Annotated in this window: 11 protein-coding genes; 3 read left to right on the top strand and 8 right to left on the bottom strand. The window is 71.3% G+C overall.

Annotation, left to right across the window (positions count from 1 at the left end; translation table 11 throughout):
• The first annotated feature begins 67 nt into the window (after positions 1-67).
• Positions 68-1,609 carry an MFS transporter gene (locus tag AC07DF_RS05565; RefSeq protein ID WP_478967159.1) on the top strand — a complete coding sequence of 514 codons (1,542 nt, stop codon included), beginning with the start codon at positions 68-70 and terminating at the stop codon, positions 1,607-1,609.
• 7 nt (positions 1,610-1,616) lie between these two features.
• Here the strand turns inward: AC07DF_RS05565 and serA are convergent, their stop codons facing one another.
• The 6 genes from serA to AC07DF_RS05535 form a co-directional block, all read right to left on the bottom strand.
• Complete coding sequence (serA, locus tag AC07DF_RS05560; protein ID WP_478967157.1) at positions 1,617-3,206, bottom strand: phosphoglycerate dehydrogenase; 1,590 nt, start codon at positions 3,204-3,206, stop codon at positions 1,617-1,619.
• Between the two features lie 221 nt (positions 3,207-3,427).
• Positions 3,428-4,426: a ketol-acid reductoisomerase gene (gene ilvC, locus AC07DF_RS05555; protein WP_478967155.1), complete on the bottom strand. Its 999-nt coding sequence runs from the start codon at positions 4,424-4,426 to the stop codon at positions 3,428-3,430.
• 121 nt (positions 4,427-4,547) lie between these two features.
• A complete protein-coding gene (ilvN, locus tag AC07DF_RS05550) occupies positions 4,548-5,072 on the bottom strand; it encodes an acetolactate synthase small subunit (RefSeq protein ID WP_003993148.1) in 525 nt (174 codons plus the stop codon).
• 35 nt (positions 5,073-5,107) lie between these two features.
• Complete coding sequence (locus AC07DF_RS05545) at positions 5,108-6,958, bottom strand: acetolactate synthase large subunit (RefSeq protein WP_478967153.1); 1,851 nt, start codon at positions 6,956-6,958, stop codon at positions 5,108-5,110.
• 225 nt (positions 6,959-7,183) lie between these two features.
• Positions 7,184-10,198 (bottom strand): putative bifunctional diguanylate cyclase/phosphodiesterase, encoded by a 3,015-nt coding sequence (locus tag AC07DF_RS05540; RefSeq protein WP_478967151.1) that lies wholly within the window; start codon positions 10,196-10,198, stop codon positions 7,184-7,186.
• A 343-nt stretch (positions 10,199-10,541) separates the two neighbouring features.
• On the bottom strand, positions 10,542-11,492 hold the full coding sequence (locus AC07DF_RS05535) for a 2-hydroxyacid dehydrogenase (RefSeq protein WP_478967149.1): 951 nt from the start codon (positions 11,490-11,492) through the stop codon (positions 10,542-10,544).
• Positions 11,493-11,569: 77 nt separating this feature from the next.
• Between AC07DF_RS05535 and AC07DF_RS05530 the strand changes: the two genes are divergently transcribed.
• Together AC07DF_RS05530 and AC07DF_RS05525 are read left to right on the top strand one after the other, a co-directional pair.
• Positions 11,570-12,568, top strand: a complete 999-nt coding sequence (locus tag AC07DF_RS05530; RefSeq protein ID WP_478967147.1) for an aldo/keto reductase — start codon at positions 11,570-11,572, stop codon at positions 12,566-12,568.
• A gap of 135 nt (positions 12,569-12,703) precedes the next feature.
• Positions 12,704-13,876, top strand: coding sequence for a PQQ-dependent sugar dehydrogenase (locus tag AC07DF_RS05525; RefSeq protein WP_478967145.1), 1,173 nt, complete (start codon positions 12,704-12,706; stop codon positions 13,874-13,876).
• Positions 13,877-13,883: 7 nt separating this feature from the next.
• Here the strand turns inward: AC07DF_RS05525 and AC07DF_RS05520 are convergent, their stop codons facing one another.
• Together AC07DF_RS05520 and AC07DF_RS05515 are read right to left on the bottom strand one after the other, a co-directional pair.
• Positions 13,884-14,066, bottom strand: a complete 183-nt coding sequence (locus AC07DF_RS05520) for a DUF6191 domain-containing protein (RefSeq protein WP_478967143.1) — start codon at positions 14,064-14,066, stop codon at positions 13,884-13,886.
• Positions 14,067-14,114: 48 nt separating this feature from the next.
• Entirely contained in the window at positions 14,115-17,159 is a 3,045-nt protein-coding gene (locus AC07DF_RS05515) for a helix-turn-helix transcriptional regulator (RefSeq protein ID WP_478967141.1), read from the bottom strand.
• Between the last annotated feature and the right edge of the window lie 61 nt (positions 17,160-17,220).

Genomic DNA, 17,220 nt, shown 5'->3' with positions numbered 1-17,220 from the left:
CGTACCAGACGATCGTATTACACAACCGTACTAGACAAGCGTTTAAGACGGTCGTACAGTCCTGCCCATGACGACAGAACCGCACTCTCCCGCCCGCGCCGGGCGCCGCGAATGGACGGCTCTCGGCGTGCTGATGCTGCCGCTGCTCCTGGTCTCGATGGACGTCTCCGTCCTCTACTTCGCGATCCCCGCGATCAGCGCCGACCTGGAACCGAGCGCCACCCAACAGCTCTGGATCTTCGACAGCTACGGCTTCGTCCTGGCCGGCCTGCTGATGACCATGGGCTCCCTGGGCGACCGCATCGGCCGTCGCAGGCTCCTGCTGTTCGGCGCCGCCGCCTTCGGTACGGCCTCCCTGGTGGCGGCCTACGCGAACAGCGCCGAGACCCTGATCGCCGCCCGCGCGGTCCTCGGCATCGGCGGCGCGACGCTGATGCCCTCGACGATGGCACTGGTGCGCACGATGTTCACCGACCCCGCGCAGCGCACCAAGGCGATCGGTGTGTGGTCGGGCGTCATGACGGCCGGCATCGCGCTCGGCTCGGTGATGAGCGGCGTGCTCGTCGAGCACTTCTGGTGGGGCTCGGTCTTCCTGGTCAATCTGCCCGCGATGGCGCTGCTCCTGGCCCTGGGGCCCTTCCTGCTCCCCGAGTCGAGGAACCCCCACCCCGGCCGCTTCGACCTGCTGAGCGTTCCCCTGTCGATGGCGGCGGTGCTCCCCGTGATCTACGGCCTGAAGGAGCTCGCGTCGCAGGGCTGGGACGTGCGGTACGCGATGGCGGTGACGACCGGCCTGCTCTTCGCCGCGCTCTTCGTCCACCGCCAGCGCACGGCGGTGTCCCCGCTGATCTCACCGGAACTGTTCCGGAGCCCCGGCTTCAGCCCGGCCGTCGTCCTCAACCTCGTCGCCGCCTTCGGCATGATGGGCTCGGCGTACTTCACGACCCAGTACATCCAGTCGGTCCTCGACAAGAGTCCCCTGGAGGCGGCGCTGTGGAGCCTGCTGCCGTCGGTGCCCATCGGGCTCGCGGCCCCGGTCAGCGCACAGCTCGTGCAGCGGGGCGTTTCCCGCGCGTACGTCGTCGGCAGCGGCTTCGCGATCACCGCGTGCGGTTATGTGCTGCTGACCCTGACCGGCACGGACTCCCTCTGGCTGCTGCTGGCCGCGTGCGCCGTTCTGGCCTGCGGCGCCGTCATCGTCATGTCCCAGGTGGCCGACCTGGCGCTGAGTGCCGCCCCGGTGGAGAAGGCGGGCGCGGCCTCGTCCCTGCTGGAGACGGGCACGGAGTTCGGCGGCGCGCTGAGCATGGCGTTCCTCGGCTCCATCGGTACGGCCGTCTACCGCCACGAGATCCCGGCCTCGGCGCCCACCCCCGCCCGCGAGACCCTGGGCGGCGCCCTGGCCGTCGCCGAGCGGCTGCCGGGGCGCGCGGGAGACGCCCTGGCGACGGCGGCCCGCGAGGCGTTCACCAGCGGTATGCACGCGGCGGCGATCACGGGCGCGGTGCTGCTGGCCGGAGCGGCGGCGGCTGCCACGCTGCTCCTGCGCCGGGTCCCCGAACACGAAAACGCCGAACGGGCTGATCAACTCAGCCCGTCCGGCGTCTGAGAAAAGGTCAGACCAGGTTCACGGAACGCGCGGAGGTCGCACCGATCTCCGCGGCCACCTCGGCCAGCACCCCGGAGGTCACCGTGTCGTCCACGGTCAGCACCGCCAGCGCCTCGCCGCCGGCCACGGCCCGCGACACCTGCATGCCGGCGATGTTGATGCCGGCCTCGCCGAGGATGCGGCCCACCGTGCCGACGACACCCGGACGGTCCTCGTACCGCAGCACGACCATGTGCTCGGCGAGCGCGAGGTCGACGTCGTACTCCCCGACGGCGACGATCTTCTGGAGGTGCTTCGGGCCGGCCAGCGTGCCGGAGACCGACACCTCCTCGCCGTCGGCGAGGGTGCCGCGCACGGTGACGACATTGCGGTGCTCGGACGCCTCGGAGCTGGTGGTCAGGCGCACCTCGACACCGCGCTCCTGCGCGAACAGCGGGGCGTTCACATAGGACACCGTCTCGTCGACGACGTCCTCGAAGACACCCTTGAGGGCGGACAGCTCCAGCACCTTCACATCGTGCTGGGTGATCTCGCCGTACACCTCGACGTCGAGGCGGACCGCGACCTCACCGGCGAGCGCGGTGAAGATCCGGCCGAGACGCTCGGCGAGCGGCAGGCCCGGCTTGACGTCCTCGGCGATGACACCGCCCTGCACGTTCACCGCGTCCGGGACGAGCTCACCGGCGAGCGCGAGACGCACCGAGCGGGCGACGGCGATACCGGCCTTCTCCTGCGCCTCGTCGGTGGAGGCACCGAGGTGCGGGGTGGCGACGACCTGGTCGAACTCGAAGAGCGGGGAGTCGGTGCACGGCTCCTTGGCGTACACGTCGAGACCGGCACCGGCGACCCGGCCCTCCTTGAGGGCGGAGTACAGCGCCTCCTCGTCGACGATCCCGCCACGCGCGGCGTTGACGATGCGCACGCTCGGCTTGACCTTGCGCAGCGCCTCGTCGCCGATCAGACCGAGGGTCTCGGGCGTCTTGGGGAGGTGGACGGTGATGAAGTCGGAGACCTCGAGCAGCTCGTCCAGCGACACGACCTTGACGCCCATCTGCGCGGCGCGGGCCGGCTGCACATAGGGGTCGTAGGCGACGACCTTCATGCCGAAGGCCGACATGCGCTGCGCGACCAGCGCGCCGATGCGGCCGAGGCCGACGACACCGAGGGTCTTCTCGGCCAGCTCGACGCCCGTGTACTTGCTGCGCTTCCACTCGCCGTTCTTCAGCGCGGCGTTGGCCTGCGGGATGTTACGGGCGGTGGCGACGAGCAGACCGCAGGCCAGCTCGGCGGCGGTCACGATGTTCGAGGTGGGGGCGTTGACGACCATCACGCCGGCCTTGGTGGCGGCGGAGACGTCCACGTTGTCCAGGCCGACGCCGGCTCGTGCGACGACCTTCAGCTTGTTCGCGGCGGCGATCGCCTCGGCGTCGACCTTGGTGGCCGAACGGACCAGGATCGCGTCCACCTCGGCGATGGCCGGGAGCAGCTCGGCCCGGTCCGCGCCGTTGCAGTGCCGGATCTCGAAGTCCGGGCCAAGCGCGTCGACGGTGGCGGGCGACAGCTCTTCAGCGATGAGTACGACGGGTTTCGAGCTCACGTGAGTCCTCACAAGTCCAGTGCTGCGGACGGCCGTCCCGACGGCCGCAGGCGGTGGAGGGGTGCTTGCCGCGTGGAAGACGCACGACGCTGTGGGCCTGACGCGTATATATGCAGCAGTGTAGTGGTGGTGCGGAGGGCGCCTCACGCCTGTGCGGAAGGATCACCCGGACGAGAAAGGGTCCGGCCGCGGCACCGATGCCGCGGCCGGACCCAGAAGGCTTACGCCTCCTCGTCGACCCAGCTCATGAGCTTGCGCAGCTCCTTGCCGGTGGTCTCCAGCAGGTGCTCGGAGTCCTGCGTCTTGTACTCGTTGTACTTCTTCAGACCGCCGTGGTACTCGTCCATCCACTGCTGGGCGAAGGTGCCGTCCTGGATCTCGGCGAGGACCTTCTTCATCTCGGCCTTGGTGGCGTCCGTGATGATCCGCGGGCCGGTGACGTAGTCGCCCCACTCGGCGGTCTCGGAGATCGACCAGCGCATCTTCTCCAGGCCGCCCTCGTACATGAGGTCCACGATCAGCTTCAGCTCGTGCAGGCACTCGAAGTAGGCGATCTCCGGCTGGTAGCCGGCCTCGGTCAGGGTCTCGAAGCCCGCCTTGACCAGCGCGGCCGTACCACCGCAGAGCACGGCCTGCTCGCCGAAGAGGTCGGTCTCGGTCTCCTCGGTGAAGGTCGTCTTGATGACGCCGGCCCGGGTGCCGCCGATGCCCTTGGCGTACGACAGGGCCAGCGCGAAGGCGTTGCCCGTGGCGTCCTGCTCGACGGCGGCGATGCACGGAACGCCGCGGCCCTCCTCGTACTGGCGGCGGACCAGGTGGCCCGGGCCCTTGGGGGCGACCATGCAGACGTCGACGCCGGCCGGGGGCTTGATGAAGCCGAAGCGGATGTTCAGGCCGTGGCCGAAGAACAGCGCGTCGCCGTCCTTCAGGTTGTCCTTGATGTGGTCCTCGTAGACCTGGGCCTGGATCGGGTCCGGGACGAGGATCATGATGACGTCGGCCTCGGCGGCGGCCTCCGACGGGCTCACCACGCGCAGGCCCTGCTCCTCGGCCTTGGCCTTGGACTTGGAGCCCTCGTGCAGACCGACGCGGACGTCGACACCCGAGTCACGGAGCGACAGCGCGTGGGCGTGGCCCTGGCTGCCGTACCCGATGACCGCGACCTTGCGGCCCTGGATGATGGACAGGTCGGCGTCGGCGTCGTAGAACAGCTCGGCCACTTTGGGTTCTCTCCTCGGGAGTGCAGGTGTTGCGTCCCACCGTATGACGGAGGGCGGAAGGGAAGTCTGAGGGTCTCGGAATACGGGCGGCCGACGGCGCGCCGACCGCCCGATTCAGGTCTTACGCCGACCGGTCCAGGGCGCGCAGCGACCGGTCCGTGATGGAACGGGCACCACGGCCGATCGCGATCGTGCCGGACTGGACGAGCTCCTTGATGCCGTACGGCTCCAGCATCTTGAGCATCGCGGTCAGCTTCTCGCCGGATCCGGTGGCCTCGATGGTGACGGCCTCCGGGGAGACGTCGACGGTCTTGGCGCGGAACAGCTGGACGATCTCGACGATCTGGGAGCGCGTCTCGTTGTCGGCGCGCACCTTCACCAGGACGAGTTCGCGCTGCACCGCCTGAGACGGCTCCAGCTCGACGATCTTCAGCACGTTGACGAGCTTGTTGAGCTGCTTGGTGACCTGCTCCAGCGGCAGGTCCTCCACGCCGACGACGATGGTGATGCGGGAGATGTCGGGGTGCTCGGTGACACCGACCGCGAGCGAGTCGATGTTGAAGCCGCGGCGGGAGAACAGGGCGGCGATCCGGGCGAGGATGCCGGGGGTGTTCTCCACCAGGACGGAGAGCGTGTGCTTGGACATGATCTGCTTCCTCTGCTTGAAAGTCCTGGGGGCTCTCAGTCGTCTTCGTTGTCGCCGAAGTCGGGGCGGACGTCCCGGGCGGCCATGATCTCGTCGTTGGAGGTGCCGGCGGCGACCATCGGCCAGACCATCGCGTCCTCGTGGACGATGAAGTCGATGACGACCGGGCGGTCGTTGATCGAGTTCGCCTCCTCGATGACCTTGTCGAGGTCGTCCGGGGACTCACAGCGGATGGCGTAGCAGCCCATGGCCTCCGACAGCTTCACGAAGTCGGGGACGCGGGTGCCGCGGGCGTCCGGGTTGACGTCTTCCGGGCCGGAGTGCAGGACGGTGTTGGAGTACCGCTGGTTGTAGAAGAGGGTCTGCCACTGGCGGACCATCCCGAGGGCGCCGTTGTTGATGACGGCGACCTTGATCGGGATGTTGTTCAGGGCGCAGGTGGTGAGCTCCTGGTTGGTCATCTGGAAGCAGCCGTCGCCGTCGATGGCCCAGACGGCCCGCTCGGGTGCTCCGGCCTTGGCGCCCATGGCGGCCGGGACGGCGTAGCCCATGGTTCCGGCGCCGCCGGAGTTCAGCCAGGTGCCCGGCTTGTCGTACTCGATGAAGTGGGCGGCCCACATCTGGTGCTGGCCGACGCCCGCCGCGAAGATCGTGCCCTCGGGCGCGAGCTGTCCGATGCGCTGGATGACCTGCTGCGGGGAGAGCGAGCCGTCGTCGGGCTGGTCGTAGCCGAGCGGGTAGGTGTCGCGCCAGCGGCTCAGGTCCTTCCACCAGGCGCTGTAATCGCCCTGGTGGCCTTCGCTGTGCTCCTTCTGGACGGCCTGGATCAGGTCGGCGATGACCTCGCGGGCGTCCCCGACGATCGGCACGTCGGCGGCGCGGTTCTTGCCGATCTCGGCCGGGTCGATGTCCGCGTGGACGATCTTGGCGAAGGGGGCGAAGCTGTCCAGCTTGCCGGTGACGCGGTCGTCGAAGCGGGCGCCGAGGGCGACGATCAGGTCGGCCTTCTGCAGACCGGTGACGGCGGCCACGGAGCCGTGCATGCCGGGCATGCCCAGGTGCTGCTGGTGGTCGTCGGGGAACGCGCCGAGCGCCATCAGGGTGGTGGTGACGGGCGCGCCGGTGAGCTCGGCGAGGACCTTCAGCTCGGCGGTGGCCTTGGCCTTGAGCACGCCGCCGCCGACGTAGAGCACGGGCCGCTTCGCCTGGGTGATCAGCTTGGCTGCCTCGCGGATCTGCTTGGCGTGCGGCTTGGTCACCGGGCGGTAGCCGGGCAGGTCCATGGCGGGCGGCCAGGAGAAGGTGGTCCTCGCCTGGAGGGCGTCCTTGGCGATGTCGACCAGGACCGGGCCGGGGCGGCCGGTGGAGGCGATGTGGAAGGCCTGCGCGATGATCCGCGGGATGTCCTCGGCCTTGGTGACGAGGAAGTTGTGCTTGGTGATCGGCATGGTGATGCCGACGATGTCCGCCTCCTGGAAGGCGTCCGTGCCGATCGCCTTGGACGCCACCTGGCCGGTGATCGCGACCAGCGGCACGGAGTCCATGTGCGCGTCGGCGATCGGGGTGACCAGGTTGGTCGCGCCGGGGCCCGAAGTGGCCATGCAGACGCCGACCTTGCCGGTGGCCTGCGCGTAGCCGGTGGCGGCGTGACCGGCGCCCTGCTCGTGCCGGACCAGGACGTGGCGCACCCTGGTGGAGTCCATCAGCGGGTCGTAGGCGGGAAGGATCGCCCCGCCGGGAATGCCGAATACCGTGTCGGCGCCGACCTCCTCGAGAGAGCGGATGAGGGACTGCGCGCCCGTCACCTGCTCGGGGGCGGAGTGTCCTCCGGATCGGGGCCGGGGCTGCGGGTGATGGGCCCCGGTGGCCTGCTCGGTCATCGGCATTCTCTTCTCAGATGCTGAGGGTTTTTTGCGAGGTTTGTGCGGTTTTCATCTGCTGCACGTAAGGCACCTGTGCAACAAAAAACCCCTCGTGCCATAAGGCAAGCGAGGGGAGCGCGCCGGGTGGGGTCGCTGAGCGGTCGAGGCTCAGCGTCAGCCGACGCGCTTTCCAAGTACGAGAATTCGGGTGCGCATGGCACAGACCCTCCCCCCGGCACACACTCACTGTCAAGTGGGTGGGACGGGAGTCTCATTATGTGAGCGTAGGGCCGTACCGCCTCCGATGACGGCGGACACTCCCGAGCTGTACACCCGCGGAGCACCGCCCGCGAACGCCGGCTCGGCAGGACCGTTCGGCACCGGATAGTGACCGCCGGCCAGTGCCCGGCGCAGCCGGTACTCGTCGAGCGGTCCGGAGAACGCCATGCCCTGCCCGTGCGTACAGCCCATCGAGCGCAGGGCGACGACCTGCTCGGGCAGGTCCACCCCCTCGGCCACGGACTTCAGCCCGAGATCGGTGGCGATGCGCAGCAGCCCACTGGTGATCTTGTACAGCCGGGCGGACTCGACGACACCCTCGACCAGGGCGCGGTCGAGTTTCAGGATGTCGACGGGGAGCCGCCTGAGGGCCGTGATCGCCGCGCAGTCGCTGCCGAACCCGTCGAGGGCGATCCGCACGCCGACCCGCCGCAGGGCGCCGAGACGCCGCTCCAGCTCGTCCGTCGAGACCTTCGGGCCGACGTCGGACAGCTCGATGATCAGCGACCCGGACGGCAGCCCGTGCCGTGTGAGCAGTGCCTCGATCGAGCCGAGGGGCATCGACCGGTCCAGCAGCCGACGGGCGCTCATCCGGACGACGACCGGCACGGACAGCCCGGTCGCCTGCCGCTCGGCGGCCTGCTCGACTGCCTCCTCGATCATCCACCGGCCCAGCTCGGCGGTCTTGTCGCTGTCCTCGGCCACGCGCAGGAATTCCGCCGGGGTGAAGAGCACCCCCTGCGAGGAGCGCCAGCGCGCCTGCGCGGACACCGACGTGATCCGGCCGTCCTCCAGACAGACCACCGGCTGGTGCAGCAGGGCGAACTCGCCGTCGTGCAGTGCGGCCCGCAGGCGCGTGGCGAGCTCCGCCTTGCGGACCACGTCCTGCTGCATCTGCGGCTTGTACAGCTCGACGCGGCCCTTGCCGCCGGCCTTGGCGCGGTACATGGCCAGGTCGGCGTTGCGCAGCAGCTCGCCGGCGCCGAGGCCCGCTTCCGCGAAGGCCACGCCGATGGAGGCGTTGACACGGACATCGTTGCCGTCGATGAGGTACGGCTGGGAGAGCGTCGCCCTGAGGCGGTCGGCGAGTTCCACTATGTGCCGTTCCCGGGCGGCCCGGTCGCGGGTGTTGTCCCCGACGATCAGGGCCGCGAACTCGTCGCCGCCCAGCCGGGAGGCGGTGTCGCCCTGCCGGACGGAGTCCTGGAGTCTGCGGGCGGCCTGGACGAGCAGCTCGTCCCCCGCCTGGTGCCCGATCGTGTCGTTGACGGCCTTGAAGCCGTCGAGGTCGATGAACAGCACGGCCGTGTTCCGCAGGGCCACGCCCCGGTCGGAGGCCCGGCGGCCCGAGAGCGCGTGCTGGACGCGCTTGGTGAACAGGGCGCGGTTGGGCAGGTCCGTGAGCGGGTCGTGCTCGGCGTTGTGCTGCAACTGGGCCTGGAGCCGGACCCTTTCGGTCACGTCCCTGCTGTTGAAGATGAGGCCGCCGTGATGGCGGTTGACGGTCGACTCGACGTTGAGCCAGCCTCCGTCGCCCGACCGGAAACGGCACTCGATACGCGTGGTGGTCTCCTCGACCGGGTCGGCGGCGAGGAACCTGCGCGCCTCGTGCACGACGCAGCCCAGGTCCTCCGGGTGGATGAGATTCGCCAGTTCCGTACCGACCAGGTCCTCCGCCGAGCGGCCGTACACACCGGCGGCGGCCGGGGAGACGTACCGGAGGACACCGCTGGGCGCCGCGATCATGATCACGTCGCTGGAGCCCTGCACCAGGGAGCGGAAGTGGTTCTCCTTCTGCGCCAGTTCCTGGGTGAGGGTGATGTTGTCGAGCAGCATGATGCCCTGGCGCACGACGAGCGCGAGCACGACCGTGCCGCCGGTCAGCAGGACCACGCGGTCGACGCTGCGGCCGTTGAGGACGTTGTAGAGGATCCCCAGCGTGCACACGGCGGCCGCGAGATACGGCGTGAGGGCGGCGAGGGAGCCGGAGATGGGCCGGGCGGCCGGATACCGGCCGAGCTCGCCTCCGGGCGTGGGCGGCTGGTGATGCGATGCGCCGCGCTGCCCGGGCACGTGCTCGTGCACCACGCGGGTGTGCCCCGCCGTGCTCTGGCGGTCCGGGCCGTGCCGGTCGGTGTCCGGCGTGCGGGGCGCGGCCCACGGGGCGTACGCCAGGAGCAGCGAGCCGGCGAACCAGCCCGCGTCGAGCAGCTGGCCTGAGCGGTAGTCGTGGTGCATCAGCGGCGAGGTGAACAGGGCGTCGCACATCACGGTCAGCGCGAGCGCGCCGATGGCGGTGTTGACCGCGGAGCGGTTCCCGGCGGACCGCCTGAAGTGCAGCGCGAGGACCATGCTGACCAGCGCGATGTCGAGCAGCGGGTAGGCCAGCGACAGCGCGGTGTGCGCCACGCCTGGCCCTTCCGACTTCGCGGCCTGGGCGAGGGCGAGGCTCCACGCCAGGGTGAGCAGCGAGCCGCCGATCAGCCAGGCGTCCAGCCCGAGGCAGACCCAGCCGGCCTTGGACACCGGCCGCTTGGCGAGGACGAGCAGCCCGACGATCGCGGGCGGCGCGAAGCACAGGAAGAACAGGTCGGCGTAGCTGGGGCTGGGCACGGGCAGTCCCAGGACCACCTCGTACCATCCCCAGACCAGGTTGCCGAGGGCCGCCATCGCCGAGGAGAGGCCGAACAGCAGCCAGGCTGGTCGAAAGCGGGTGCGGCGGTTGCGGGCGTAGAGGAAGCACGAGACGGAGGCGGTGGCCGCCGCGGCGCTCAGCCCGAAGTCGCCCATGACGAGGGCCACTTGGGACGAGCCCCAGCCGAGCGCGGAACCGACGGCGTATCCCGCGCAGACCAGGGCGAGGACGAGTTGGAGGGCCAGGCCCGGCCGATGGCCGCGGGCCGGCGTGCGGGGCAGCAGCACCCCCGGTGACGGAGGCTGTGCCCGCAGCGCTCCGTCCAGCATCGGGGTCGGCGGCGCGCTCACCGGACCCTCCCGGTCCGTACCGCTTGCCGGTGATCACTGTGATGGGTGTGGTGGCCGCCGTGATCGGCGTGCCGGCCGCGTCTGAACGCGGCCGTCCGCCAGGGTCGCCGCCGGCCGCCCCGTCCCGTCGGATCGCTCGTCCATAGGCCGCGCATCGCCTGTCGCCCCCCTCACAGTCCGAAAGGTCCGTCCCCGGCGCCGAAAGTCCCCCGGCGCTGCCCCTGTCGGGACGATACACCAGTCTCGTCACTCAGGGACATAGGTTCTCTACGCTCCGTGACGATCAACAGATATATGAGTACCCACCGCACCCGAAGGATTGCGGACGGTACCCGAGGTCGGTTCAGCCTGTTGATGCACCCGTCGTAAGGATCACGTTGCGGAGCGGCTCCCGGTTCACATAACGGTTCAACTGGTCCACCAGGAGCCGCTCGGCGCGCGGAAGGAAGGCGGAGGTGGGTCCGCCGACGTGGGGGCTGATGAGTACCCCCGGCGCACGCCACAACGGGTGTTCGCGCGGCAGGGGCTCGGGGTCGGTGACGTCGAGGGCGGCGGTGATGCGGCCGGTCTCCACCTCGGCGAGCAGGGCCTTGGTGTCGACGACGGGGCCGCGGGCCACGTTGACCAGGAGCGCGCCGTCCTTCATCCGGGACAGGAAGTCGGCCCCGGCCAGGCCACGGGTGGTTTCCGTGAGCGGCGTGGACAGGATGACGATGTCCGCTTCCGGCAGCAGGGAGGCGAGTTCGGTGAGCGGATGCACCGGACCGCGCGCCGTGGTGCGCTCGGAGCGCGCGACGCGCGCCACCCGCGCCACCTCGAACGGAACGAGCCGGTCCTCGATGGCCGCGCCGATCGATCCGTATCCCACGATGAGGACGTTCTTGTCGGCAAGCGCGGGCCGGAATCCGCCGAGCCACTCCCCGCGGTCCTGGGCGCGGACGAAGTCGGGGATCCCGCGCAGCGAGGCCAGGATCAGCGCGAGGGTGAGCTCTCCGGTGCTGGCCTCGTGCACCCCGCGCGCGTTGCACAGCCGCACGCCCGGAGGCAGGTGCCGCAGTCCGGGCTGCACGTGGTCGATCCCGGCCGAGAGGGTCTGCACGACCTGGACGTGGCTCATCTGCGGCATCGGGCGCACGCACAGCGGGCTGGGCTTCATGTAGGGAACGACGTAGAAGGCGCAGTCCGCCGGGTCCGCGGGGAACTCGTCCCCGCCGTTCCAGTAGCGGTAGCCGGGCCCCTCGGGGAGCCCCTCGATCTCGTCCGGCGGGATGGGCAGCCACACGTCAGCAGTCATGCTCTGGAGGCTATGTCAGGAGCGTGCGACGGCAGAGGTTAGGTTGGGGTGGCCGGAACAGGGAGGGTCACGACCAGGTGGAGCGCAGGACGATCGGCGCGGCGGCGCTCGCGGTGGGGGCCGTCGGACTCGGGTGCATGCCGATGAGCTGGGCTTACAGCACGTCGCGCCAGCGTGGCGACGAGTCGCTCAGGGCGGTGCACCGGGCGCTCGACCTGGGCGCGTCCCTGCTGGACACGGCGGACATGTACGGCCCCTTCACCAACGAGCTGCTGGTGGGGCGGGCGTTGAAGGAGCGCCGGTCCGACGCGTTCGTGTCGACCAAGGTCGGTCTGCTCGTGGGCGACCAGCACATCGTCGCCAACGGCCGCCCGGGGTATGTGAAACGTGCCTGCGACGCCTCGCTGCGGCGCCTCCAGACGGACGTCATAGACCTCTACCAGCTGCACCGGGCCGACCCGGAGGTGCCCGTCGAGGAGACGTGGGGCGCGATGGCGGAGCTCGTCCAGGCCGGGAAGGTGCGGGCGCTCGGCCTGTGCGCGGTCGGCGCGCGGGCCGGCCGTCGCGGCGGGGCCCGGCTGCACGACGCGACGATACGGCAGCTGGAGCGGGTGCAGCAGGTCTTCCCGGTGAGCGCGGTGGAGGCGGAACTGTCGGTGTGGTCGCCCGAGGCGCTGGAGACCCTGCTGCCGTGGTGCCGGACGCGGGGCGTCGGCTTCCTCGCCGCGATGCCGCTCGGCAACGGCTATCTGACCGGCAGACTGCGGACCGGCGCGGGCTTCGAGGCCGATGACCTGCGCGCCCGGCACCCCCGTTTCACGGGCGAGATGATGGCCGCGAACCAGCCGATCGTCGCGGGCCTGCGCCGCGTGGCCCGCCGCCACGGCGAGCACGTCACCCCCGCCCAGGTCGCCCTCGCCTGGGTCCTCGCCCAGGGCCCGCACGTGGTCCCCGTTCCGGGCACGAAGCAGGAGCGCTGGGTCACCGAGAACGCGGCCGCGGCCACCCTTCGCCTGACGCCGGACAACTTGCGGGAAGTGGCGGAGCTGCCCCGGGCACAGGGGTCGTGGGACTGAGCCGTATCCGGCCCCCCGGGGGCTACGGCACAAACCCGCCCAGGCCCCCTGTTCTCGGTTCGGGGTTCGGCGATCGGGAACTTGTGAGGCGCGAGCGGTGTATGACAAGGAGAACCCCGCCGCGTCGAAGGGACCATGATCGTGCAACGTCGAGCCGTCCCGGCCGTGTTGGCCGCCGCCGCGCTCCTGCTGACGGCCGGCTGCTCCTCCGACGGCGGAGGATCGACCGGCTCGGACGAGGGCGCCTCCCCCGGCCGTACGACACCGCAGTCCTCCGCGCCGCCGCGGCAGGCCGCCGAAGAGACACCTCCCGCCAAGGGCTCGGTCGAGGTGGTGCGCACCGTCGCCGAGGGCCTGGACTCCCCCTGGGGCCTCGCTCCCCTGCCGGGCGGCGGGCTGCTCGTCTCCTCCCGGGACGACGGGACGATCGTCCGGGTCGACGAGAAGACCGGCAAGAAGACCGAGCTGGGCGAGGTGCCGGGCGTATCGGCCGCCGGCGAGGGCGGCCTGCTGGGCATCGCCCTGTCACCCGACTATGCCTCGGACCACATGGTCTACGCGTACTTCACCTCGGCCTCGGACAACCGGATCGTCCGGATGCTGTACGACGAGAAGAAGCCCTCCGGCGAGCAGCTGGGCGCTCCCGACACGGTCTTCAAGGGCATCCCCAAGGGCTTCATCCACAACGGCGGCCGGATCGAGTTCGGCCCGGACAAGATGCTCTACGTCGGCACCGGCGAGAGCGGCGACACCGGCCTGTCCCAGGACAAGGACTCCGTGGGCGGCAAGATCCTGCGTCTGACCCCGGAGGGCGAGCCGGCGCCGGGCAACCCGTTCTCCGGCTCGCCGGTGTACTCGTACGGCCACCGCAATGTGCAGGGCCTCGCCTGGGACACCAAGCAGCGGCTCTTCGCCTCGGAGTTCGGCCAGGACACCTGGGACGAGCTCAACGCGATCAAGCCGGGCGACAACTACGGCTGGCCGGAGGCCGAGGGCAGGTCGGGCGACGGGGACTTCCACAACCCGATCGACCAGTGGACCACGGCCGAGGCGTCACCCAGCGGCATCGCCTACGCCGAGGGGTCGATCTGGATGGCGGGCCTGCGCGGCAAGCGGCTGTGGCGCGTCCCGCTGAACGGCACGGAGGCCTCGGCCGATCCGCAGGCCTTCCTGGACGGCGAGTACGGCCGGCTGCGCACGGTGGTCCCGGCGGGCGGCGACCGGTTGTGGCTCGTGACCAGCAACACGGACGGCCGGGGCAGCCCGAAGGACGGGGACGACCGGATTCTGGAGTTGCGGGTGAAGTAGCCCCCGCTCACTCCTCGGTGGTCTCCGGCTCAGCCGGCGGGCGTACGACGACCTTCCCGGACGACAGGTCTATCGGGCCGCGTCCGGGATCGCCGTCGCCGGTGTCCTCGCGGGTCAGTTCCAGGCGGTTCTGCTCGTCACGGGTGTGTTTGCGGCCGGGTGAGAACAGTTCCTCGAACACGTTGAACACAAGGCCTCCCTGGCCACGACTCCCCCGACGTCCCTTACAGCGTATGCCTCAGCCCGCCGGGCCGGGCAGGACGGATTCCGCCGGAAACAGTTCCAGCCGGTGCGCCACCGCCGCCGCCTCGCCGCGCCCGGAGACACCGAGTTTCGCCAGGATGTTGGAGACGTGGACACTCGCGGTCTTCGGGGAGATGAACAGTTCCTCGGCTATCCGGCGGTTGGTGTGGCCGACGGCGACCAGGCGCAGCACGTCCCGTTCGCGGCTGGTGAGGCCGAGCGCCTCGGCGGGGTCGGCGGAGGCGAGGACCGGTTTCGGCACGGGCGTGAGCGGGAGGCGGGCGCGCTGGGCGAGCGCGGTGGCGGACTCGGCCAGGGGCCCGGCGTCGAGGTGCCGGGCGACGGCGTGGGCGAGGCGCAGCAGCTCCGTGGCGCGGTCGCGCTCGTCCTCGCCGCCGCCCGTCAGCAGGGACTCGGCCAGTCGGTACCGGACGCGGGCGAGGTCGTAGGGCCGCTCCAGGGGTTCGAAGGCGGAGACCACCCGCGACCAGATCTCCGGGGTGCTCCGGCCCTCGGCGCGCTGGAGTTCGGCGCGGACCCACTGCTCGTGGGCCAGCCAGACGGGGGCGTTGGTGGTGAGGCGCTTGGCGGCCCTGAAGATGCCGTCCAGGGCCTCCGCGCGGCCGTCCCTCGCGGCGGGCAGGGCCCGGGCGTCGGCCTCCGCGGTGGCCGCTTCGAGCAGCAGCGGCCAGGCGTAGCGCTGGGTGCCGGGCGGGAAGCCGGAGGCCAGGGTGCTGGCCAGTTCGGCGCGGGCGTCGGGGAGACGGCCCTCGGCGACGGCGAGGGCGATGGTGAGGCAGGAGACCGGGAGGTCGTGCTGCGGCATGGGGTCGTGCGGGCCGTAGGCGGCGCGGCCCTCGGCGAGGTGGCGGGCGGCCTCGGGCAGCCGGCCGCGGGCGAGCGCGAGGAACGCCAGGCTGTTGGCGCCGGAGCCGTGCGGCCCGGCCGTCTGCCCGCGCCGCTGGGCGTTGCCGGCGGCTTCGACGGCCTCGTCCCAGCGGCCCAGCGAGATGAGCGACTCCGCGAGGTTGCTCCAGATCCAGGCCTCGGCGACCCGCAGGCCCATCGCCCCGGTGAGCCGCAGGCCCTCGCGCAGGATGTCGACGGACTCCTCGGAACGGCCGACGCCTTCGAGGACGGAGGGCAGGTTCACATGGCTGCGGCCCACGATCGACGCGAGGCTCCGGGCGACCACCTCGTCCCTGATCTCGTACATGTGCGTGAGCCCGGCCTCGATCTGCCCGGCGTCGACCATGAGGCCGCCGAGGGTGAGCCGGGCGTTGGCCTCGATGGCCTCGGCGCTCACCATGCGCGCGTACTCGACGGCCCGCTCGGCGGCCGTCAGCGCTTCCGGGCCGGGCTCGTGGAGCATCGACCAGTGGGCGGCCGTGGCGAACACCTCGGCGTGCACCTCGGACGGCGGCAGGCCCCTCACCAGTTCCTGTGCGGCGGCGATCTCCTGCCGGCCGTCGCCGCGGGCGAGGCTCTGCACCAGCCGGGAGCGCTGGATCCAGAACCAGGCGGCCCGCAGGGGGTCGTCCTCGTCGTCCAGCAGGCGCAGCGCCCGCTTGGTGATCTTCAGAGCGCGTTCGCGCTCCCCGCAGAGCCGTCCGGCCACGGCGGCCTCGGCCAGGAGGTCGAGGTGGCGCAGCGGGGTGGTGGCCGGGTCGCAGCCGCAGGGAGGGTAGACCTCGGCGTAGTCGACGGGGCGCAGGGTGCGACGTACGGCGTCGGGGGCGGTGTCCCACAGTTCCATGGCCCGTTCCAGCAGCCTCAGTTGCTCGGCGTAGGCGTGGCGGTGGCGGGCCTCGACGGCGGCGTCGAGGACGGCGGGCAGGGCCTTGGCGGGGTCGTGGGCGTGGTACCAGTAGCTGGCCAGGCGGGCCGCGCGCTGGTCGGCGGGGACGAGACTCGGGTCGGTCTCCAGGGCTTCGGCGTAGCGGCGGTTGAGGCGGGAGCGTTCGCCGGGGAGGAGGTCGTCGCTGACGGCCTCACGGACCAGGGAGTGGCGGAAGCGGTAGCCGTCACCGCCGGGTGCGGGGGTGAGGATGCTGGCGTTCACGGCGGCCCGCAGCGCGTCGATGAGTTCGTCCTCGGAGAGCCGGGCGACGGCGGCCAGCAGCCGGTACTCGACGGTGGAGCCGCCCTCGGCGACGATCCGGGCGACCTGCTGGGCGGACTCCGGCAGCCCTTCCACGCGGACGAGCAGCAGGTCGCGCAGGGAGTCGGTCAGGCCCGTGCGGCAGCCCTCGTGGCAGGCGACGGCGAGTTCCTCGACGAAGAAGGCGTTGCCGTCGGAGCGTTCGAAGATCGCGTCGATGCGGTCCGGGTCGGGTTCGGTGGCCAGGATGCCGGCGACCTGGCGGCACACCTCCTCGCGGCTGAAGCGGGCGAGTTCGACGCGGCGGACGGTGCGGAGCCGGTCGAGTTCGGCGAGCAGGGGCCTGAGCGGGTGGCGGCGGTGGATGTCGTCGGAGCGGTAGGTGGCGAGGACGACGAGGCTGCCGGTGCGCAGGGTGCGGAAGAGATAGGCGAGCAGGTGACGGGTGGAGGCGTCGGCCCAGTGCAGGTCCTCCAGGGCGAGGACGACCGTGTGATCGGCGGCGATGCGCTCCAGCAGGCGTGCGGTGAGCTCGAAGAGGCGGGCCATGCCGTCCTCGTCGTGCCGTCCGGTGCCCGACTCGCCCAGCTCGGGCAGCAGCCGGGCCAGCTCCTCCTCCTGTCCGGCGGCCGCGGCGGCCAGCTCGCCGGGGAGTTCGCGGCGCAGGGCGCGCAGCGCGGTGGAGAACGGCGCGAAGGGCAGTCCGTCGGCGCCGATCTCCACACAGCCGCCCAGTGCGACGACCGCCCCCCGGCGGCGGGCGGCGGCGGCGAACTCCTCGACCAGGCGGGTCTTGCCGACTCCGGCCTCCCCGCCGATGAGCAGGGCCTGCGGCTCGCCCTCGCGGGAGCGGGCGAGCGCGTCGTGCAGCGTGCCCAACTCCTCGGCACGGCCGACGAACACGGGGCTGACGGACCTGGTCTCCACGGCCCCGAGCATCGCATGCGCGTCCGACGACGCGGCACCGGATTTCCCGCGGACAGCCGGAGCAACGGCCGGC

The sequence above is a fragment of the Streptomyces sp. NPDC044719 genome, from assembly GCF_056433405.1.
The sequence above is the reverse complement of the archived record's forward strand: the minus strand, read 5'-3'. Positions and strand labels throughout refer to the sequence as shown.

Excerpts from the sequence above, each read along its gene's own strand:
- AC07DF_RS05565 (WP_478967159.1), top strand. The coding sequence starts at position 68 with ATGACGACAGAACCGCACTCTCCCGCCCGCGCCGGGCGCCGCGAATGG.
- ilvN (WP_003993148.1), bottom strand. The coding sequence starts at position 5,072 with ATGTCCAAGCACACGCTCTCCGTCCTGGTGGAGAACACCCCCGGCATC.
- AC07DF_RS05545 (WP_478967153.1), bottom strand. The coding sequence starts at position 6,958 with ATGCCGATGACCGAGCAGGCCACCGGGGCCCATCACCCGCAGCCCCGG.
- AC07DF_RS05535 (WP_478967149.1), bottom strand. The coding sequence starts at position 11,492 with ATGACTGCTGACGTGTGGCTGCCCATCCCGCCGGACGAGATCGAGGGG.
- AC07DF_RS05525 (WP_478967145.1), top strand. The coding sequence starts at position 12,704 with ATGATCGTGCAACGTCGAGCCGTCCCGGCCGTGTTGGCCGCCGCCGCG.
- AC07DF_RS05515 (WP_478967141.1), bottom strand. The coding sequence starts at position 17,159 with ATGCTCGGGGCCGTGGAGACCAGGTCCGTCAGCCCCGTGTTCGTCGGC.